Raw genomic sequence first — 21,662 nt, forward strand, 5'->3', positions numbered from 1 at the left:
TTTGGTTGATTATTTAGTTAAATATCCAAAAAAATTTACAATAAATTAACATTTACGCTTAAAAATTCGCTCTTCAGGCTAAAATGCATGCAAATTTCAAGAGTGTGGTTCTTTTATGATTAATTATCCATTTAAAATTCAAATAACTTTCATTAGCTAGCACTTTACTCTTAAATCATTATTCTAATAATATATTATATAGTTTTGATACATATTTTAAACTTTGTATTATTCTATGTTTTGTTTTCAAAGGCATAATTTTATCATTTATTATACATGATTTTTTTGCGGCCATATGACTTTTACTTCTAGCTAATCTTTAAAATCTACATCATAGTCATAATTCACTCTGTAATTCTCGTTTGATTTTAGTACTTTAAATAGACTTTAATAAGAGACCCGGATATCCCTACTTTTAAAAAACTTATCTATGAAAACCGTCATCAAATCCTGCGAGAAATGCTTCGAAGAATTCAGCACTGAATTGGCAGATCTTATCGATTATGCCAAGCGATCAAAAAATGGAGGGAAGCTAACTGAGCCTCAATCGAGAGATCTCTTGAAACATTTTGAAGAAACGCATGAGTTGGCTTTGAATGTCATCACTCACTATTTCAGACAAATCGGCAAAGGTCCATTCACAGGATCCAGGGATTTGACGGTTGAAGCTTTTCATGCGGAATTGATCGACGATGGAAAAGCTTGGCTTGATATAGTCATTGACAGAATCCAGTACAACCCAGTATATGAAATTGATACTCAGGAAAAATTTCTGGAAAATATCCTAAACCGTTACATCAGATTATTGCAGCGATTTGAAGACACGATGGGGAAAAAGTTAAATGAGTAAAAATATTGATGAATATCAGCACTGATACCAAGAACCCCACATTGCGTTGATTTGCTGTCTGGAAACTTCCTTAGTACGAACGCATCTTAAATTTCTTCTTCAGCTCAAGCACCGCATTCCGGAAAGAGCTATCGGTTTCCATGATATCGTTCACCGTTTGAACTGCATGAATTACTGTAGAGTGATCTCGTCCTCCGAAGTGATAACCTATTGATTTCAAAGAATGATTGGTGAATTCTTTGCAGAAGTACATAGCAACCTGTCGGGCAGTTACAATCTCTTTTTTACGCGTCTTGGCCTTTAAATCGTCTAGTGCTATTCCGTAGTATTCTGAAACAGTCTTCTGGATAAAATCCACTCCAACTTCCGTCTCGATATCCTTGATGATATTCTTCATCACCGTTTTGGCAAGCTCTAGGCTGATTTCGACACGATTGAGTGAAGCATGAGCAATCAATGAGATTAAAATCCCTTCCAACTCCCGAACATTGGTATCAACTGTATAAGCAAGATATTCTACCACATCGTCAGGAATAATTATTCCTTCAGATTGCATCTTACGACGGATAATAGCAACTCTCGTTTCAAAATCGGGCATCTGCAAATCTGCTGTTAACCCCCATTTAAATCGGGAAAGCAATCTCTCTTCCAAGCCTTTCAGATCCCTTGGCGGACAATCTGAAGTCATGATGATTTGCTTCTTACTCTGATGAAGGTGATTAAAAATATGGAAGAACATTTCCTGAGTTCTATCTTTTCCTGCAAGAAACTGGATATCATCAATGATCAACACATCCACTTGCATATAGAAATTAGTAAAGCTTTTCACGTTACCATCTTTGATGGAGTCCATGAATTGATTCACAAATTTCTCTGAGGACACATATAGCACAAACTTGTCTTCTGGACCATTTTTGATCTCGTTTCCGATAGCTTGAACCAAGTGGGTTTTCCCAAGTCCTACTCCACCATAAACCATCAGTGGATTGAAGGAAGTAATGCCTGGCTTTGTAGCAACCGCAAAACCAGCAGATCGCGCTAGTCTATTGCAATCTCCTTCTATATAAGTGGTAAAAGTGTAAGTCGGATTTAGATTGCTGTTTGTCAATGCTTCAGCATTCAGCGACTTCATCTCAAATGGAGTCTTATCCGGCTCCACTGGAGCTTGAGGCTTTTTATTAGTATTTCCTGAGTTACCCTGAGGAAATGAAACCACATAAGGCTGATTAGAAGAATTGCCTCTATCTACCACAACTGCGTATTCCAATCTACCACTTTGACCGAGGGTAGTTTTTATTGCAATTTTTAATTCCTGCACATAATTATCCTCCAGCCATTCGTAGAAGAATTGACTTGGAACCTGGATAGTCAATGAAGTGCCTTCCAGCTTTACAGGATTGATGGGCTTAAACCAAGTTGAAAAGCTCTGCTCATTGACGTGTTGTTCGATAACACGTAAACATTCATTCCAAACGGCGCTAGCTTCTGAACTCATTAGAGAAGATTTCTGAAAAACAATGATCTTGCGGTAGGTGCAAGGGTGTCAAATTTGAGCAAAATTAACTTAAATAAAAAATGCATTTCTTCTTGAAATATTGAGTTTTTGACCAACCACTATTTTTTGTGCAAAGAATTTTTGGGATGAAAATCCTTTTTGGTTTTTGATATTCATATTGGAGGGTATGAAGACATCTTTTAATTCAATTAAATAACTATTCTAATTTTCAAGTGCTTGAAAGAATCGTTGAACAAATCGAAATTTTAATGCATTTCAATAACTTTCTTGATTTCCCCCTCATTTCCCTAATTTTGATAAAGGCCATTTTGATCTGTTAATATAGATTAGGAATTGGTATTTGATTGTAGAAAATATAGCATCAGAAAAACTTTAAACCCACTTATGACACAAAACAACTTTTATACATTCCCTCCTTCAAGTAAATCTGACTGGATTGATCAGGTAAATTCAGACCTGAAGGGAAAGGATTTTGATGAAACACTTACTTCCATTTTATGGGAGAAAATCAGAATTCAGCCATTCTATACAGCCGAAGATTTAACTGAAGATGCTAACCAATACCAATTCCATCCTAGCTCAGAAATCCCAGGTATGTCTCCTAGAATCTGGAATAATTTAGTTTCAGTTTTTCCCGAAAATGAAAAAGAGACAAATGAAGAAATCCTGCATGCACTTCAAAATGGTGCAGATGGATTGGTTGTCTATTTAGATGGAACAGAAAATATAAATGAGCTACTAAAAGCCGTTCATACAGAGTTTATTTCAACAAACCTCTTGCCCACTGGAGATACTATCCAATTCTTTCATTTAATAAAGGAATGGATTGAATCGATCAGTCTGAAGCCAGGAATGTTGCAAGGCGCGATCTTATGGAACCCTTGTGATGAGTTATTCCGAAGTGGAGAAAATTTTGATTCAGCAATCAACCAAGCAGCCAAAGCGATCAATGACTTTAAGGATTTCAGAGATTTTTATCCCATGACCATTGACCTTTCTCGCTACGCCAACGCAGGCGCAACTGGAATCCAGGAACTTACTTATGGCCTGGCCGAAGTAATTGAATTGATAGATAAGCTATCCAAAAAAGCAATTTCACCTACACAGGTTTTTGAAAACCTGACATTTCATACCGCTATTGCCGATTCCCATTTCGCAGAGATCGCCAAAGTCAAGGCTCTTCGAAAACTGATCGTTGGGCTAGCTGGCAACTATGGTGTAACTATCCAACTGGAAAATATCCAAATTATTACCTCAACCAGCGAATGGAGCAAATCACTTTTGGACAAAAACACCAATCTAATTCGACAAACCTATGAGGCTATGGCTGGGATTTTAGGAGGTGGAAATTCACTTTGGGTGAAACCTACCGAAGGAAAAAAAGCCAGCATTTTAGAAAAAAGAATTGCGAGAAATGTTTCATCGATTTTAAAGGATGAGAGTTATCTGGATAAAGTAATGGACCCAGCAGCTGGATCATTCTACTTGGAAAAACTTCAAGAGGAATTAGAAAATTCGGTAATCACAGGATTACAGGAATTGGAGAAAAATGGCGGTTGGCTAAAAAGTTTCGAAGACCGTTCCTTTCATACTGCTATCCGAAACTCCAGGGAAATCGCACAAAAGAAAGTTTTATCTGATGCCGCTATAAAAGTTGGAGCCAATAAATACCTCGCGAAGGACAAGCTTGAAAATAATCTGGCTTTTGAGCCTATTAAAGAAAAGGAATTTGAATTGCTCCCTAGTCGAGCGACCTATTTCGTGGAACAAAGAAACCTGAGCAACGCATGAGACCAGACTTGACAAATTGGAAATCTGCAAAAATTCAGAATTCTATATCTGAAGAAAATGCGAACTGGGAGGCTCCTGAGCAGATTTCCATCCCTCCGGTTTTCGACAGTGAGCAAATCGCAACACTTTCCCATGTGAATTTTGCAGCAGGAATTCCTCCTTATTTACGTGGTCCATATAGCACCATGTACCGAATGCGTCCTTGGACTATACGTCAATACGCTGGATTTTCAACCGCGGAAGAATCGAATGCATTTTATAGAAAGAACCTTTCGGGTGGCCAAAAAGGCCTTTCTGTAGCTTTTGACTTGGCCACCCATCGAGGCTATGATTCTGATCATCCACGGGTAGTGGGCGACGTAGGAAAAGCTGGCGTTGCGATAGATTCTGTCGAAGACATGAAATTGCTTTTCGACCAAATCCCATTGGATCAAATGTCAGTTTCCATGACAATGAACGGCGCAGTGATTCCAATCCTCGCTTTTTACATAGTCGCTGCGGAAGAGCAGGGAGTGAAACCAGAGCAACTCAGTGGAACGATTCAGAATGATATTCTCAAGGAATTCATGGTGCGCAACACCTATATCTATCCTCCGCAGCCATCTATGCAGATCATCGCAGATATCTTCAAGTTTACCTCGAAGCATATGCCGAAATTCAATTCTATTTCCATCTCCGGCTATCACATGCAGGAAGCCGGAGCCACGGCAGACATTGAGTTGGCTTACACATTAGCTGATGGATTGGAATATTTGAGAACAGGGGTGAAAGCTGGTTTGGACATTGATGATTTCGCTCCAAGACTTTCCTTTTTCTGGGGAATTGGGATGAATTATTTTATGGAAATCGCCAAGCTACGGGCAGGACGTTTACTTTGGGCAAAAATCGTAAAGCAGTTTAATCCAAAATCTGATAAATCTTTAGCGCTACGTACCCACTGCCAGACTTCGGGCTGGTCACTTACCGAGCAGGATCCTTTCAATAATGTCACCCGAACAGCAGTTGAAGCACTTGCCGCCGTCATGGGAGGTACTCAGTCCCTTCATACAAACTCCCTCGATGAAGCCATTGCTTTACCAACTGACTTTTCTGCCAGAATTGCCAGAAATACTCAATTAGTCCTTCAGGAAGAAACTGGAATCACCCAAGTGGTCGACCCATGGGGAGGCTCACATTATGTGGAGTTTTTGACAGATCAGTTGGTGCAGCGCGCATGGACTTTGATCGAGGAAGTTGTACAATTGGGAGGAATGGCCAAAGCAATCGAAGCCGGTCTTCCAAAATTGAGAATTGAGGAAGCTGCGGCCAAAAAGCAAGCGAGAATCGATAGCGAAAGGGATGTAATCGTCGGGGTGAATCGTTACGAGGTAGATGAGGAATCTGAGATTGAAGTTCGTGACGTGGATAATCAGGCTGTACGGGAATCCCAATTAGCCCGTCTGAAAACAGTGAAAGAATCCAGAAATCAGGGTGAAGTAGAAGCAATTCTGGAAAAACTGACTCAGGCTGCGAAATCAGGCGAAGTAAATCTACTCGAATTGGCGATCGGTGCTGCTAGAAAAAGAGCTACTTTGGGAGAAATCTCAGATGCGATGGAAGTGGCTTTTGGCCGCCATCAGGCCCAAACCAAATCAATAACCGGAGTTTATGCAGCAGAAGTGAAAAATCAAGACTCATTCAAAAAAGCAATCGCTTTATCCGACGAATTCGCAGCACTAGAAGGTCGCCGTCCTAGAATCATGGTAGCCAAAATGGGCCAAGACGGACATGATCGGGGTGCCAAGATCATTGCAACCGGGTTTGCAGATATGGGCTTTGATGTGGACATAGGACCACTTTTCCAGACACCGGAAGAAGTAGCTCAGCAGGCAATCGAAAACGATGTGCATATCGTTGGCGCTTCCTCTTTGGCGGCAGGCCACAAGACTTTGGTTCCGCAGCTGATAGATGAATTGAATAAACTGGGAAGACCGGATATTATGGTTGTCGCTGGGGGTGTGATTCCTGCAAAAGACTACCAGTTTTTAAAGGAGACAGGCGTATTTGCCGTTTTCGGACCTGGAACTGTTCTTTCTGAAGCAGCCATTAAAATCTTGGAGAAATTGATAGAGGAGTGAAATCAGTGATTCTATTTTGAAAACAACCGCATATCAAACTCAAAGGGATCTATTGAAGTGATTTCAACTTCTCTAAATCTTCTATGAGCAGGATTTATCAAAAAATTGAAGTCCCCCTGCACAACTACAGAGGGGACTTTAAAAACCAAGAAGTTATTTTCGGATAACAATCCGTCTCCAATTTCCTGCGTGGTGTGAGAATGTGGTATGGATTTCCAATCAGAAGGTAATTCCGAATTTTCAATTTCCTTTATCTCAACTCCATCTGGTATCGTGATCTCTACGATTTCGTAGTCTTTAGGAATGTTCCCGAGTGGCGTATGGACAGCAATTTCAGCTGTACAAAGAGCTCGAGATTGACTGGTATAAACCACGGCTTTTCCTTTGCTGTTCCATCTCCCGCTAGCCAATTCAGCTCCTTTTCCTGATAAATCACTTGAGAACTTACTTTTGCTCAACCGAAAAACTATCATGCCAGGACACCATATTCAATTCTAGTCAGCTCATCTCTCAAGAGATTAATACCAAAGCTGCTATCCAAAAAAGATTTTGGGACCAAATCCCCCAAAGCCAAACAAGGTGTCTCAAGCCAAGTCTGAAACTTTGACTTGCTCCCGAATACTTCTACTCCCCTTTTTTGAAGGAGCGCTATTTCAATAATCTTTTCTGACTGCAATGAATCAAAAGACTTCTGCTCTTTTTGGTAACGCTGCAACGTACGCTCTGATATATGAAGGTACTCTGCCCATTCTTCCGTTGAAAAAGCACTTTTGGAAGCAAATTTCTCAAAGTCTTCAAAAGCAATACCCTGCCTAACCAGCATTATCACCTCATTTATAAACTTATCGTCTGTAGTGCTATAAGCTACTTCTGGATCAAAAATAGTAAATTGAGTCATGGCCAATAAGCTATATTAAGTACAACTGTCATAAATTTAACGACATTTGTCTTAAGTTGTTTAAATTCATCAGTTTTCTTTCAAAACTATTTCAGCATGCCCTTAAGGTATTATTCAACTCTCTTTCTGTCAGTTTTAATTGCTTGTCATTCACCTGAAAAGGAAGAAGATCCCAAGGAAATCCTTGCGAACCAAATGGAAGATCATCTCAAAACCGAAGTGCTGGACAAATGGTATCCTCAGGCTATGGACACAGTTGATGGTGGATTTCTGAGCAATTTTTCTTACGACTTCAAGCCAGGAGAAAAGCAGGAGAAAATGATCGTCACCCAGTCTCGCCACGTCTGGACCAATGCTAAAGCTTCAAAAAAGTATCCTGAAATTGAATACTATAAGACAGGTGCTAAACACGGATTTGAATTTCTACGGGATAAAATGTGGGATTATGAATATGGTGGATTTCATTGGTTGGTGGACAAACAAGGAAATCAGATCGGCAATCCTATGAAAACAGCTTATGGAAATGCTTTTGGGATCTTTGCACTTGCTGCCTATTATGATGCATCCGGAGATAAGTCTGTTTTGGATCTTGCAAAAGAGGCTTTCCTATGGCTAGACAAACATGCACATGACTCTATAAATGGAGGTTACTATCAGCATTTAGCCCCAGATGGCACTCCTATTTCCCGACCAGAATCCACACCTTCCACTTCAGACCTTGGTTATAAAGATCAAAATAGCTCCATCCATTTATTGGAAGCATTTACTGAACTGTATCAAGTTTGGCCTGATCCGTTGGTCAAAAATCGATTAGAGGAAATGCTACTTTTGATCCGGGATCAAATTGTTACAGAAAAAGGCAACTTGACACTTTTTCTCTATCCTGATTGGAGTCCGGTAACCTTTGTAGATTCTACCGAAGAAGTAATATTAGCCCACCATAATCTTGATCATGTTTCCTTTGGTCACGATGTGGAAACAGGTTTTTTGATGATTGAGGCATCAAAGGTTTTAGGATTGGAAAATGACTCAACCACGCACCGAACCGCAAAGAAAATGATTGATCATGCACTGGAAAATGGTTGGGATGAAAGCGTAGGCGGTTTTTATGACGAAGGCTATTATTTCAAAGACGGCTATCGTGTGACACATGACACCAAAAACTGGTGGGCTCAAGCCGAGGGAATGAATGCACTTTTATTGATGGCTGAGCTTTACCCAAATGACCCGCACGGCTATTATGGGAAGTTCCTAAAACTCTGGGACTACACAGATGCTTATTTAATTGATCATGAAAATGGTGACTGGTATTCCGGAGGATTGGATAAGCAGCCTGAGTTAAAAACTGTAGGAAAAGGGAATATTTGGAAAGGAATTTACCATCATTACAGATCATTAGATCACTGTATAGATCGATTGAGAGAAATGAGTGAGCAATCCGCGTAATTTGAAAGGATTCAAAAGCGAATTAACTTTTCTAGTTCATACCCAGTCGAGAACAATATTTGTAAATAAAAGACTTTCCATTTGCTCAGGCTGGAATTTTTAACTCCCATTGAGTTAAGAAAATCAAACTTTCGTTACACTCTAAACCCAAAATGAAGAAAATCACTTTTGTATATGATCCGGAAATAACAAGCGAAAAACTCGATGAGTTGCTCGAAATGATGGATCCCAAACCTGATAAAAAACTTTCTTTGGATGAAGTGTCTTTCGAGAATCTTAGTCAAGACGAATGGTTGGCCTGTTCACTTTCTGACTTTCAGCTTCGCCAACTTCTCGATCAAGCAAAAAGTAGAGAAGTAAATGTTGCGCTCCTACCCCATCCTGAGATGGATCAAGCTAAAAAGGGATTTGGAATAAAAACCAGTTTTGAAACTGCCTGGCAGGAAATCCAAGAAGCTGATGAAATACCTGAAATAGATTTGATGCGGGTAAATGAAGAATTAACATTTAATTCTTTAGTGGTCGGTACCTCGTTGGGTATTCTTTACTCTAATGGAGCTGAGAATTTCTTCGAAGGTGTACAAACAAGGTTCTCTCAGTTGCTTAATCTTTTCCGTAGGGTAAAGCTAAAGCCCTACACCATCACATATAAAAACGGCGAGGAAGATATCAAAATCGAAATCGCTGCGATGGGAGTATTAGCTGTGGCACACTGTGAAAGCAATTTGATTTTTCGTCGTGTGATAGAACAATCCGGATTGAATGATGGGAGAATCCACCTGTTGATTTTGGCGCCAAAAAGCATTTTCTCCTTAATCCAATTTGGATTACAGAATCTTTTTTTCCCCATCAAAGGAGGTACACTTCCAACATTCGTTGGCTATATATCCACCAGCGAAGCATGTATTCACTCCACTGAAACGATTCAGTTCGCTATTGACGGAGAGGAAAAAGAAGAACAAGAATTAAAAATTACCGCAACTGAAGAAAAGGTTAAAATTCTTCCCGGAGCCAGTATACAGGAAAAAGAGAAATCTGAAGGTCCAAGATCCATCAATGTCTCTAAGCTTCCGACAGGACGCTTGAAGGAGGAATTACTTCACTCCTATTTACCTTGGGTTCGCCATGCCACTGCTGAAGAATTCAAAGATCTTTTCACGCTCTTAAGGACAAATTCTCAAACTTCCTCTACCTATTTAGTCTTGATGGCGCTCTCGACGATGATCGCATCTTTCGGACTTTTTGGCGACTCTGCTCCGGTAGTAATAGGCGCAATGATTTTAGCACCGCTGATGGGGCCGATTATTTCCCTCGCTATGGGCATGCTGCGTCAAGATGGTTTGCTGATCAAAAACAGTTTGATCACCATCTTTTGGGGGCTCATTGTAGGTTTGTTCTTCTCAATTTTGATTTCACTGATAACTCCACTGGAAGTACTAAACGATCAAATTCTTGCTAGAATACGTCCCAACCTTCTTGATCTAGGAATTGCAGTGGCTTCTGGAATAGCCGGAGCGTATGCCTATTCCAAAGAGGAAATCTCCAAAACGCTTGCAGGAGTCGCTATTTCAGTTGCATTAGTACCTCCACTGGCTGTTGCAGGGATTGGAATCGGGTGGATGGATCAGGAAGTCTTTGGAGGAGCTATGCTATTGCTAGGCACCAACTTAGCTGGCATCACCATGTCAGCAGCTTTGACGTTCCTAATACTTGGATTTAGTCCCTTCAGATTGGCGCAACGAGGTCTATTGATAAGCCTGGGAATATTGGCAGCAATTGCCCTACCGCTAGGGTTGAGCTTCAATAAAATGGTAAATGAAAACATGATTATTCAAGATCTCAGTGGTAAGGAAATCCCTCATGGACTACTTAGAGAGGTGAAAGTTGTACAAATTGAACCGCTGAAACTATCTGTAACTATACTTTCTGAAGATGCTTTGAATGAAAATGATTTTAAAGAAATCAAGAGAGAAATCGAAGAGAAAATCGGTAGAACAGCATCAATTGAATTAACACTTGGAGCACAATTAGGCGAACCTATTACTAAGGCTAAGGAGTAACAGGAATCAGGTCGCAGTACCAAAATCCGTATTGAGCAGGATCTTCTTTATCCTTGGAAAAGCACTGGTCGGAATCATCTTCGGTCTTTGGAGCTTCGTATTTTCTCAGCACCTTTCCTCCAATCTCAAATTCAACGGGCTTACTAAAAATTGGTCCATCGTATACAAAGGTGTGGAACTCGCCATTTTCACCACAGGGATCTACGTTTTCAGGAAGGTCTTTTAAAAAGTCCTCATCGATCACTCGCCCGACGAAGCTTTTATCTAAAAACTTCTCGTTGACACAGGTAGTGATGGTCTTAAAACCCAAATCCAAAAACTCGCGGATAAGTCTGTGCGTCGGCTGTTTCCAAAGAGGAAAAATGCCCATTAAGTCTAACTCAGCCAATTTATTTTCACGGTAAGTCCTCAAATCCTCCAAAAATATATCCCCAAAAATCGAGGCAGTAATACCTTCCCTTTTTAATTCAGAAAGTGTTTCCCTCATCGTCTGCTCATATACTTCCATTGAAGGCATATCAGGAATCTCCATTCTCACCAAGGGAATACCTACATTTTTTGCCTGCATTTCAAGCAATTCAGAACGGACGCCATGCATGCTGACCCGCTGGTATTTTTCACTGATACTTGTCAACAAACAGGCAATTTCAAAATCCTGAGACTGTTGTAACTTGTATAAAGTAAGTGCAGAGTCTTTGCCCCCGCTCCAGTTCAAAAGTGCTTTTTCTTTGATCAAAACTTTAAAGTTTGCTTTATCAAAAGTAAATCCATTTGTGGACAACCGCAGCTTTCAAACTAAAAAACCGGATACAAATTGCTTTATATCCGGTTTGATTTGGTTGATTGTAGGTTAATCTATTCTCTTTTTGGTAATTCTTTTCTTGGAAGCATTTCGTCTCTTTGTGCTGTATTGTACACAAAGGAAGCTATTACTACTGCCATTTGCTTCAAATCATCAAGTTCCAATCTCTCGAAAGTGTCCATGTTTGTATGGTGAGTACGCGTACGGTATTCGATAGGATCTTGAATAAACTGGAAGCCAGGAATGCTTAAAGCATCAAAACTCTGATGATCTGTTCCTCCAGTGTTGCTAATAGTAATTGTACGATCTTCTACTATATCATCCAAAGGCATGAACCACTCATTGAAAATCGGCTCCACAGCTGCATTACCCTGAAGATAAATACCACGAACTTTTCCTGTACCGTTATCAATATTGTAATAAGCAGAGATCTTCTCGTGCTCTGGAGTTAATTCCATTGTCTCACGGTCACCAAAATGGTTTTTCACATATCCTCTAGATCCGTGTAGCCCTTGCTCTTCACCACCCCAAAGTGCAATCCGAACAGTTCTTTTTGGCTGAAGGCCTGTAGCTTTCAAAATCCTTACAGCCTCCATCATTACGATACAACCCGCAGCATTATCTGTTGCGCCGTTTGCTCCATGCCAAGAATCGAGGTGACCACCAAGCATTACAACCTCAGATTTCAAAGTGGGATCATAACCTGGAATTTCTGCAATTACATTGTACCCTTGTAAATCATCATTTCGATATCGTGTCTTTACTTCAGCTTCCACTTCCACTTCAACACCATTCTCGCTCAATCGAGCCATCAAATTCACGTTTTCAGGGGCAGTTTCCAATTCGGGAATACCTTCAGGAGTATCTTTCAAATATCCTCTTGGGCTGCTTGTGAATAGAGTACCATGACGACCATTTACACCTTTGATAATTAAAGCTGCACCTTCTTCGGCGATAAACTCATTGACCTTTGTGGCAAATTCACGTGCTGCTCTGTATTGGGCAAGCATCTCAGGAGTATAACTGCTATTCCCACGAGGAGATGGATGCTCCATACCATGCAGTTGTTCTACTGTAAATCGAACCGCATCTGGCTCAAAAGTAGGCTCCTGTGTTCCGGTAGGTTTAATGGCAATGATGGCACCCTTCAGTTTACCCTTGTACTTAGCAAAGTCCTCTTCTTTTTGAATATCCAAGAAAACTACTTTACCGCTAACTTCACCTTTTGTACTTTCTGTCCAAGCCTTGGGAATGGCGATAAATGGCATATAATAAGGCGAAGTCATAGCTACATAGCTCTTTTCCATTTCCCACCCACGGCCAAATTCACCCCAAGGCTCTGTGGCAGCATTTACTAAGCCCCAATCAGAAAGTTGCTCCACAGCGTAAGTTGCTGCACGCTCATAACCTTCAGAATTACTTAATCTTGGACCAGCTTTGTCCACAAGCTGAAATGCAATTTCTTCTACATTGGAATTTTCTAAGCCTTCTTTTTTGATTTTTTCAATTGCATCCAGCTCTACTTCCTGGGCGAAAGTCATCCCGGCCAAAAGCAATGCTGGCAGGATTAATAATTTTCTCTTCATACATATATGTGTTAAGTATCCGAATTTTTTTAATGATTTTTTGTCTAAAAATAATTTTCAGGGTGAAATTAAGCCAAAAAATAGGATCATAATGGATACTCGTGTAAAAATCGGTGAATGCGTAAAATTTGTCTACGAATCAATTCCCAGCCGGCAACATATTTCGTATTGCAGAGATTTTCCATTGTTCTGTTTCCGTCACTACCATAAATGTGCTCCACATTTTTCGGACAGTTCCTGGACCATTTTTGATTTCGTATCGGCAATCTACTATGGCGACATCTGGATTGAGAAATCGGATAGACTCTACCTTCAATGTACGGTCTCCAGGATTTTCTGATGAGCTTTGCATCATTCCCTGAACAGCTGAAGCGATGCCTTTGCGCCATTCACCTGAAGAAACTAACTGATCTACATCTTCTATCAATATTTCCTTTAGCAACACCGTATCCTTGGTTACCCTTGCCGTAGAATACGAACTGATCAAATCAATGATTTCTTGAGATTCTCCTTTTGTATCAATAGGGTTTTGGCAAAAGGCCGAAGAACTGATTAGAACAAGGAGTAATAGGAAAGAGAGCTTTTTCATATTGGATTATGGCTTAATTTAGGTTGAGGCATGGGCTTAGAAAGAGGTAATGGAACAAGTTTTTTCCTGAACATCACTTTATCTTTAAAATGCCTAGCTATATCATACGTCTTTTCTACAAAATCATTTATGTTAGAGTCTATTTCGTGAAAATATATCTTTATAGACTTGCAGTTATCGTGCTCAAAAATCTGGTTAAGCATTGTCCGATCTGAAAGGCCACATGAATGTCCATAAATGTGAACTTGAAAGTCCTCAGATTCAATAAATCGTGTCAAGTCGAAATAATTCGTAGATAATAGATATTGAAATGACTTGATATGCTTAAATAGCTCATTGTTTTTGTGATCTTCAAATTCTAAATAGTCTTTATCCAACTCGTCTCCAAACCCAAAAATTGGCTTTGCGTACTCTTCGTTCAAATCTCCGTGTATATAATTCACCTTGAAGGGGATTGAAAGCGGACGAAGGTAGTGAGACAATGTATCTGTATAATTGAAATTCAAAAAGTATAGATTTTCTGGAAGAATATCCTGTTTCAAACTTACAGCCCTTACTTCATTTGCCTGAATATTGGATGTAAAGCATTGAGCTAATTCAAAACTTGGCTGAATAGAATTGCCTTTACAAGCTTTTTTCAAGTACTCAATCAACTTTACTTTTAAAAAATCTAGATCATTATTAATAGATTTTACAGAATCTTGCCAATTATATTTATCATTACGATTTTCAATTAAAGTTTCAAAGAACTCTAATTCAAGATCTACCCAAGACAAATCATTTATTTTGTGATAAATCCTTTCTAAAAAGGATGATTTGAAAACAACATTATATTCTTCTGCCTTAATTAGAAAATCTATAATAGAAAGTACACTTTCAACTTTAACTCCATGACTACTCCTAAAAAGAATGCTTGAGAATTTTACTTTGAACTCAATTAAACCATCATTATAAGAAGCGGAATTTTCAAATGATTTTACGCAATCACATAAATATGATAAAATAAAATCCTTAAAACTTGTTTCCAGCCCATGCGCTAAATCAAATCCATTTCCAATGAGTATTAGTCTATTCATTATCAAAAATTATGAATTTCTTTCTTCAGTTCCTCCTCAAAAACACTCTCTCTACAAACAGATTCTGTAATGTGCTTTATCAGTTTTGTCCTCTTGGTCATAAATTTTTCTGTTTGAAGTAATTTACACTTTTCTGAAACACCTGACAATTCCAGGTTCTGAAGATCCAAGACAACTGCGCCCTTTGCGCGATCTCTGAGTCCTATGTGGTTAACAAAAAGCACAAAAAAAAGCCACGCATTCCTGAGTGGCTTTAAGAATATTTACAGTAAGTAAGATGATTCGAATGTCCAGCTTCTGGAGAAGCAGGATAACTGTGAAGTTGTATCGCTTACTGATCTTCTCCTCTTAGCTTGAGTACAGATCCTTCCAATACATCTCCGATCCGGATTTGGCAAGCCAAACGGGATGTTGGAAAGTACTCTGGTAGGTTTTCCAGTTGATCCAATTCAGGATCCGTGGCCTGACCCAATTCATCCTTGCCTTCCAAAACTTCGATGTGGCAAGTTCCGCATAATGCCATACCTCCACAGGTAGCCAAAATCGGATATTCGTATGCTTTCAGGATTTCCATCAGGTTGAAGCCCATGTCATCTGGTGCTTCGCATTCTTGACGATTTCCTTCTTGATCTTCTACAGTGAAATTAACCATGCTGCAAAAATAGTATTAAAATGAATTTACACCATTAACGGTTGTGTATTTGAAGCTCAATTTCTGATCTGGATACACATACTTGAATGCAGAGTGCATCATGATCGCTGCTTCGTGGAATCCGCAAAGAATCAATTTCAACTTTCCTGGATAAGTATTGATATCCCCAATCGCATAGATCCTCTCCACTCCAGTAGAGTAATCCCGTGTGTCCACCTCAATCGCATTTTTATCTATGCTCAATCCCCAATCTGCAATCGGGCCAAGTTTTGGACTTAGACCAAACAAGGGAATCAGATAATCCGCCTCTAATTTGATTTCAATTTTAGACTTGTCCACGAAAGTCACAGAATCAAGTGTACCATTACCACCCAACTCTTTTAAATTGGCAGAAAGGATCAAATCTATTTTGCCATTGTTTGCAAGATCAAAGACTTTGGCTGCTGAATCCGGAGCTCCCCGGAAAGTCTCATTTCTATGCACCAGCGTAACTCTTTTGGCCACCTTGGAAAGGAATATAGTCCAGTCCAAAGCAGAGTCTCCACCACCAGCAAGAATGACATTCTTATCCCTGAACGTTTCAGGGTTTTTCACCATATAAGTAACACCTTTGCCTTCGAACAATTCCAGATTTTCTACGACAGGTTTTCTAGGCTCAAAGCACCCAAGACCGCCAGCGATCACAATTACCTGTGCATGAACTTTTGTTTTGTCGCTCGTCGTCACGATGAACGATCCATCTTCCTGCTTGTCCAGGTGATCTACACGCTCACCTAGAGTAAAAGTCGGAGAGAAAGGTTTTGCCTGCTCCATCAGATTATCCACCAGATCCTGCGCATTCACTTCAGGATATCCTGGAATGTCATAAATAGGCTTTTGGGGATAAATCTCCGAAAGCTGACCACCCACTTGAGGCAGAGCATCAATAAGATGACAACGCATTTTGAGCAAACCAGCTTCGAATACTGCAAATAGCCCTACTGGGCCTGCTCCGATAATACAAAGGTCTGTATGGATCATGATGTATGAAATTTGGGGTGCTTCCCCGGTTAAAAGTTCTCTTTTTTATATAATTGCTTACTGCTCAAATGACTCACCGTTCAGATTTTGATAAATCGTGTTGAGAATCCTCTTGAACTCTTCAAAATCATGAGGACTTAAATTCTCCCATGCTTTCTCTCTAATCTGAAGAATTTCGGGCCGTAGAGAAGTCACTTTGGAAACTCCTGATTCCGTCAAATGCAACTGAAAACTACGCCTATCCTGAGGATGTGCCACCCGCTCCACATATCCTTTTTTGCAAAGCAAATCAATGATTCGAGTCAGTGTGGGATGGTCTTTGAATACCAAGTTTGCCAACTCGGTCTGACTCAAAAGGTCATTTTCAGATAGATTTTTCAGTACTAGCCACTGGTCAACCGTCACATCAAAATCTCCTGATTTGAACTGTTGCTGAGCATATTGCTTCACTTTACGGGCCGTACGGTCCAGTAGAAATGAATACTTGGAATATTGCTCTTGTGTCATACCAATAGTTAGTGTGACAAATATATGAAAAATATAAACGGACAATACAATTCTCTATAATTTTTATGGGGTTTGTAGGTTAATGGATTTAAAATTTGAAATCTCAATTCTCAAATTGTGAAATTTCTTAATACCCATATTTCCCTTGCCACTTCGAACTAAGATACTTTCTCAACTCATTTTCACGGGCATTTTCTCCTGGATCGTAAAGTTTCAATCCTTTAATTTCATCTGGCAAAAACTCCTGGTTTACAAAATTTCCCGGGAAATCATGGGAGTACTTATAGGCTTTTCCATAATTCAAATCCTTCATCAATTTCGTGGGAGCATTGCGAAGATGGAGCGGAACCGAAAGATCGCCTTTTTCTCTCACCAGCGCCTGAGCTTGATTTATAGCCATGTAAGCTGCATTGCTTTTCTGAGAACTTGCTAAATAAGTCACGCACTGCGAAAGGATAATTCTTGACTCAGGATAGCCGATGATCTTAACTGCTTCAAAGCAATTGGTAGCCAAAAGCAATGCATTTGGATTAGCATTACCAATGTCCTCAGAAGCAAGAATCACCAATCTTCTGGCTATAAATTTCACATCTTCTCCCCCTTCAATCATCCGAGCCAACCAATAAACCGCAGCGTTCGGATCAGAGCCACGGATTGATTTGATAAAAGCAGAAATAATATCGTAATGCTGTTCGCCTGATTTATCGTAAAGTGCTACTTTCTGCTGGGCAATCTGCATCACTTTTTCATCGGTGATCACACACGGATCCTCATTTATCCCATCGATCACTATCTCCAGCAAATTCAACAACTTCCTTCCATCTCCTCCAGAAATACGCAGGAGAGCATCAGTTTCCATCAGCTCAACATTGATTTTCTTCAACTCAATATCTTGCTCCAAGGCCTGATGAATCATCGCTTCAAGCTCAGTTCTTCCCAAAGAATTGAGGGTAAAAACCTGACATCTAGAAAGCAATGCAGCATTGACTTCAAAAGAAGGGTTTTCCGTTGTCGCACCTATTAGTCGAATCACTCCCTTTTCCACAGCTCCCAAAAGCGCATCTTGTTGGGACTTATTGAAGCGATGAATTTCATCTATAAAGAGAACTACTCCCTGCTGAAACTTCGCTTTCTCAATTACATCACGGATATCTTTCACTCCTGAACTGATCGCGCTCAACGTATAGAAAGGCGCTTTGATTTCATTCGCTATGATATTGGCAATGGTCGTCTTTCCCACACCCGGAGGCCCCCAAAGTATCAAAGAAGGTACATTCCCTGACTTGATGGCTCTAAATAAAAATGACTTGGGAGAGGACAAATGTTCTTGTCCGATTAGATCTTCCAATCGGGTTGGGCGCATTCGTTCTGCAAGAGGAGTGTTATTCATTTTGGAGAATCTAGGTTCAAGAAGCAAGATAAGGAGAAATGAAAAAAGGCCTTCAAAGGCCTTTTATTTTGACAAAAGTTGTCAGAGGGTTTATAATTGTGAAACTCTCTTCTCAAACTCTTCCAACTGGTCATCTTCAAAATCCAAGTGAGTAACAAACCGAACTAAGTCTGGACCGAATTTGACAGCTTTGATTTCCTTACCTGCAAGATTCTTTAAGAACTCCTCCGGAGAAATCCCGTCCAATCGGGCAATCACAATATTCGTAGCAACAGGAAAAACCTCAGATACAAAAGACAACTTCAATAACATCTTTCCTAAGTCTCTTGCTCGCGCATGATCCTCGGTCAATCTTTCAACATGATTGTCCAATGCATAAATCCCTGCTGCAGCCAAGAAACCAGCTTGTCTCATTCCTCCACCCCAGGATTTTCTTACTTTTCTAGCCCGCTTAATATCAGACTTAGAACCCAGAAGCAAGGAACCCACTGGACAACCAAGACCTTTGCTCAAGCATATAGAAATCGTATCAAACTGAGCGCCCCAAGCAGCTGGACTTTCTCCTGATTCTGCCAACGCATTAAACAATCTTGCTCCATCCAAGTGCAGTTTCAGTCCATTATCATCGCACACTTTGCGAATTGGCTTGACTTCATCTAGCGTATAAATACTTCCCCCACCCTTGTTCATCGTGTTTTCCAAAGAAACCAAAGTAGTCTCAGGTGCATGTACATCGTCAGGATTAATGGATGCTTTGACTTGCTCTGCGGTGATTTTTCCCAAATCTCCTTCGAGCAATTTCACCGAAGCCAAGGAATTTGCCATAATTCCGCCTCCCTCGTAGAGGTAAACGTGAGAATATTTATGGCAAATCACTTCTGTTTGAATTCGAGTATGCAATCGGATAGCGATCTGATTGGTCATCGTGCCTGAAGGACAGTAAAGCCCAGCCTCCATCCCAAATAGCTTGGCAGCTTTCTCTTCCAATGCATTCACCGTCGGATCTTCACCAAAAACATCGTCTCCAACAGGCGCAGAAAACATCGCTTCCTTCATTCCCGCTGTCGGTTTTGTTACCGTATCGCTTCTTAAGTCAATTATCATTTTTTGAAATACTTGGATTTAGAACTTTTTGATGGAGCCAAAGTCTTAATGGCAGCTGCTGCTTCGATCGGTCTATCTGTCGCAAGAATGTCAGCACCTTTCTGCACAAAACTATTATAGAGTTGGTCTCCACGAGCAATGGCACTTTTATCTAGGTTACCTAGTACTCCCAAAATGGTAAATACTCCTTTTTCGTGTAATGCCATATTGAATTGCTGAGGGCGCTCAGTTACTCCCGTAAAAGCAATAACTCTAGTCCACGGAATCCCTGTTTCCTCAAAACGCTCAACCTCTTCTTCGTTTCGGATAGTCACTGAAAGCATTAACTCAGGAGCCATGGAATGAAGCTTTTTGGCTGCCGCAAAAGAATAAGTGATCAAAGCTGTATGTGCTTCTGATTCAGTTTTCTGTACCGCATCGATGATTTTTTCATAAGGAACCGACTGCTTAATATCTACCGTCAACAGCGCTTTCCCCTTAGACCAAATCAAAGCTTCTTCAAAGGTTGGTACCTTGAAATCGGTAACATTCCCATCTTCATCTTTCAGAAAAAAAGTTTGAATCTCTTCATAGGTGGCATCACTCACTAGCCCTTTGCCAGTTGTGGTTCTATCCAGTTTATCGTCATGCATCAGAACCAAAACTCCATCTTTGGTCATGGCCACGTCCAACTCAATAATTGTCGGAGTGTATTTCACCACATTGGCAAAAGTCTCAATCGCATTTTCAGGAAATCCAGGATATGGTCCACCCCGATGTGCAGAAACCATAGGAATGCGATCCGAAGTCCAGGTATAAAAATCCCGGGCTTCTTCTACACTGCCTACCTTAATGTAATTTTCAGTAGTCTCAACTCCTGATTCTACTTCAAGGACTTCCTGTTGCTCTCCTGGTTTTTGGCTGCATGAACCAAAAACCAAGAGTAGAAATGGAATCCATAAAAACTTATTCTTCATCCTTTTTTGATTCTTTTTTGAAGATAAAATCCAGCCCGCTACTTCGTTTTTCGAAAATATCCTCCATATCCCTAAGCTCTAGATTTAAAGCTTTCGTAGAAATCTGAATTTCAATCAGCGATATTCCCAAGGAAATCAAGAGAGAAGCCATGCTGCCTACGAAAATCCAATTCGCTATAATGGTGTAACCTCGGAAAAGCAAATACATACAAATGATGCATAATAAAAAGCTGAAAACTCCGAAGAGTTGCATGTTTTTGATGAGTGTAAGTCGGCGGCGCAAATTATGGAGCTGCTCTACTATAATTTCCTGATTGGAAGCCTCAGTATAATTTTTGTGCAATCCTCTAATCAGGCTCGCAATCGCCAAAAAGCGATTGGTATAAGCGAGCATTAGTAAAGTGATAGCCGAAAAAAGCAAAGCAGGCGTTGAGAGTTGGAGTTCCATAGGCGAAAGTTAATAGATTAAAGATGTTTCTATTTCCCAAAAATGAAAAAAGCCTGCTCCTTTCTGAGCCATCAAACCAGAAAATCAACGACTCTTAAAACTTATGGTGTAAACTAATCTGTAATTGACCTTTGCTCCAGTTATCAGTGGTCTGCAACATCCAGCCTCCTTGCACTCTAAGATTGGAGAGCAATCCATAGCCACCACCGAGGTATAATCGATTTCTATCAAATAGCTCAACCGTTCTTCCTCCACCAATATCACGTTGCCCATTAATGAAAATCTCATTATAAAGAGCCAAATAAACGACTCCTTTTTCCAAAGCAGAACCATTTAATGGAACATTAAGAAAAAGGTTGTATCGGAATCTGGTCCGCAGGTCCTGTGACTCCACCCATCTTTGCTCATACCTAAACCTATGAGTAAACAGAAAAACACGACCTACTTTAGTTGGAAATAGTGCTTCCTGATAGATCCTGTTTTCCAGTAGCGTGGCATCAGATTCACCGAAAGCCCCTGTAGTGATATTGGCATAGCCCAGCGTAAATAAGATATTGGCATTTTCAGGCGTATAAGTAAGCCTAGACCTGAGCAGTAACTGCTCCAAATCACTTACAGGACTCCAAAGCCTAAGTTGCGCGTCTCCTTGAAGTCCAAATTGGGAGTTTTTGAAGGATTTATTATAAAAGTACATGTACCAAGCACCCAGTTGATCTTCATCGGGAACTGATTGGGCAAAGGAAAAAATTGAAAGAAAAGAGAACAATAAAATGGATACAAGTTTCTTCATAATAGGTGAATCTATGATCTCTTGCAAGCAAATACATAGAGGAAATATTTATTTTAATTAGTTT

Annotated in this window: 20 protein-coding genes; 5 read left to right on the forward strand and 15 right to left on the reverse strand. The window is 40.1% G+C overall.

The genetic code is table 11. The features are described 5' to 3' along the window. Nucleotides 1-430: 430 nt before the first annotated feature. Nucleotides 431-850, forward strand: a complete 420-nt coding sequence (locus tag AACZ73_RS11165; protein WP_339877844.1) for a nucleotidyltransferase substrate binding protein — start codon at nucleotides 431-433, stop codon at nucleotides 848-850. A gap of 70 nt (nucleotides 851-920) precedes the next feature. On the opposite strand, the gene dnaA is transcribed toward AACZ73_RS11165, so the two are convergent. Next, entirely contained in the window at nucleotides 921-2,345 is a 1,425-nt protein-coding gene (gene dnaA / locus AACZ73_RS11170; RefSeq protein WP_339877846.1) for a chromosomal replication initiator protein DnaA, read from the reverse strand. A gap of 405 nt (nucleotides 2,346-2,750) precedes the next feature. Here dnaA and AACZ73_RS11175 point away from each other — a divergent pair, with 405 nt between their 5' ends. Together AACZ73_RS11175 and scpA are read left to right on the forward strand one after the other, a co-directional pair. Then, a complete protein-coding gene (locus AACZ73_RS11175; RefSeq protein ID WP_339877848.1) occupies nucleotides 2,751-4,157 on the forward strand; it encodes a methylmalonyl-CoA mutase family protein in 1,407 nt (468 codons plus the stop codon). Then, nucleotides 4,154-6,274, forward strand: coding sequence for a methylmalonyl-CoA mutase (scpA, locus tag AACZ73_RS11180; protein ID WP_339877850.1), 2,121 nt, complete (start codon nucleotides 4,154-4,156; stop codon nucleotides 6,272-6,274). The genes AACZ73_RS11175 and scpA overlap by 4 nt, the downstream gene beginning before the upstream one ends. An 11-nt stretch (nucleotides 6,275-6,285) precedes the next feature. On the opposite strand, the gene AACZ73_RS11185 is transcribed toward scpA, so the two are convergent. Both AACZ73_RS11185 and AACZ73_RS11190 read right to left on the reverse strand, forming a co-directional pair. After that, nucleotides 6,286-6,732 carry an RES family NAD+ phosphorylase gene (locus tag AACZ73_RS11185; RefSeq protein WP_339877852.1) on the reverse strand — a complete coding sequence of 149 codons (447 nt, stop codon included), beginning with the start codon at nucleotides 6,730-6,732 and terminating at the stop codon, nucleotides 6,286-6,288. Between the two features lie 11 nt (nucleotides 6,733-6,743). Beyond that, entirely contained in the window at nucleotides 6,744-7,172 is a 429-nt protein-coding gene (locus AACZ73_RS11190) for an antitoxin Xre-like helix-turn-helix domain-containing protein (protein ID WP_339877854.1), read from the reverse strand. 96 nt (nucleotides 7,173-7,268) lie between these two features. Between AACZ73_RS11190 and AACZ73_RS11195 the strand changes: the two genes are divergently transcribed. Beyond that, a complete protein-coding gene (locus tag AACZ73_RS11195) occupies nucleotides 7,269-8,618 on the forward strand; it encodes an AGE family epimerase/isomerase (RefSeq protein WP_339877856.1) in 1,350 nt (449 codons plus the stop codon). A 152-nt stretch (nucleotides 8,619-8,770) separates the two neighbouring features. Continuing rightward, nucleotides 8,771-10,678, forward strand: coding sequence for a TIGR00341 family protein (locus AACZ73_RS11200; protein ID WP_339877857.1), 1,908 nt, complete (start codon nucleotides 8,771-8,773; stop codon nucleotides 10,676-10,678). Here the strand turns inward: AACZ73_RS11200 and AACZ73_RS11205 are convergent. The 12 genes from AACZ73_RS11205 to AACZ73_RS11260 form a co-directional block, all read right to left on the reverse strand. Then, nucleotides 10,668-11,414, reverse strand: a complete 747-nt coding sequence (locus AACZ73_RS11205) for a diphthine--ammonia ligase (protein ID WP_339877859.1) — start codon at nucleotides 11,412-11,414, stop codon at nucleotides 10,668-10,670. The two genes, AACZ73_RS11200 and AACZ73_RS11205, sit on opposite strands and share 11 nt — an antisense overlap. Before the next feature lie 119 nt (nucleotides 11,415-11,533). Continuing rightward, the gene (locus AACZ73_RS11210) at nucleotides 11,534-13,066 is read right to left on the reverse strand and encodes a M20/M25/M40 family metallo-hydrolase (protein WP_339877860.1); all 1,533 of its coding nucleotides are present in this window, start codon (nucleotides 13,064-13,066) and stop codon (nucleotides 11,534-11,536) included. Nucleotides 13,067-13,205: 139 nt separating this feature from the next. Next, a complete protein-coding gene (locus tag AACZ73_RS11215) occupies nucleotides 13,206-13,655 on the reverse strand; it encodes an SgcJ/EcaC family oxidoreductase (protein WP_339877862.1) in 450 nt (149 codons plus the stop codon). Beyond that, nucleotides 13,652-14,731, reverse strand: coding sequence for an AbiH family protein (locus AACZ73_RS11220; RefSeq protein WP_339877864.1), 1,080 nt, complete (start codon nucleotides 14,729-14,731; stop codon nucleotides 13,652-13,654). Before AACZ73_RS11220 ends, AACZ73_RS11215 begins: the two co-directional genes overlap by 4 nt. A 331-nt stretch (nucleotides 14,732-15,062) precedes the next feature. After that, entirely contained in the window at nucleotides 15,063-15,383 is a 321-nt protein-coding gene (locus AACZ73_RS11225) for a 2Fe-2S iron-sulfur cluster-binding protein (RefSeq protein WP_283411734.1), read from the reverse strand. Nucleotides 15,384-15,398: 15 nt separating this feature from the next. Further along, entirely contained in the window at nucleotides 15,399-16,403 is a 1,005-nt protein-coding gene (locus AACZ73_RS11230) for an NAD(P)/FAD-dependent oxidoreductase (RefSeq protein ID WP_339877865.1), read from the reverse strand. A 57-nt stretch (nucleotides 16,404-16,460) separates the two neighbouring features. Next, nucleotides 16,461-16,910, reverse strand: a complete 450-nt coding sequence (locus AACZ73_RS11235; protein ID WP_339877867.1) for a MarR family transcriptional regulator — start codon at nucleotides 16,908-16,910, stop codon at nucleotides 16,461-16,463. A gap of 127 nt (nucleotides 16,911-17,037) precedes the next feature. Next, nucleotides 17,038-18,300: a replication-associated recombination protein A gene (locus AACZ73_RS11240; protein WP_339877869.1), complete on the reverse strand. Its 1,263-nt coding sequence runs from the start codon at nucleotides 18,298-18,300 to the stop codon at nucleotides 17,038-17,040. Nucleotides 18,301-18,390: 90 nt separating this feature from the next. Next, entirely contained in the window at nucleotides 18,391-19,404 is a 1,014-nt protein-coding gene (locus AACZ73_RS11245) for a GntG family PLP-dependent aldolase (protein WP_339877870.1), read from the reverse strand. Next, the gene (locus AACZ73_RS11250; RefSeq protein WP_339877872.1) at nucleotides 19,401-20,360 is read right to left on the reverse strand and encodes a glycerophosphodiester phosphodiesterase family protein; all 960 of its coding nucleotides are present in this window, start codon (nucleotides 20,358-20,360) and stop codon (nucleotides 19,401-19,403) included. Before AACZ73_RS11250 ends, AACZ73_RS11245 begins: the two co-directional genes overlap by 4 nt. Continuing rightward, nucleotides 20,350-20,808 carry a DUF2721 domain-containing protein gene (locus tag AACZ73_RS11255; RefSeq protein WP_339877874.1) on the reverse strand — a complete coding sequence of 153 codons (459 nt, stop codon included), beginning with the start codon at nucleotides 20,806-20,808 and terminating at the stop codon, nucleotides 20,350-20,352. The genes AACZ73_RS11250 and AACZ73_RS11255 overlap by 11 nt, the downstream gene beginning before the upstream one ends. A 94-nt stretch (nucleotides 20,809-20,902) precedes the next feature. After that, the gene (locus AACZ73_RS11260) at nucleotides 20,903-21,598 is read right to left on the reverse strand and encodes a DUF2490 domain-containing protein (RefSeq protein WP_339877876.1); all 696 of its coding nucleotides are present in this window, start codon (nucleotides 21,596-21,598) and stop codon (nucleotides 20,903-20,905) included. Nucleotides 21,599-21,662 lie beyond the last annotated feature (64 nt).

This window comes from uncultured Algoriphagus sp., assembly GCF_963974835.1.
Lineage (GTDB): Bacteria > Bacteroidota > Bacteroidia > Cytophagales > Cyclobacteriaceae > Algoriphagus.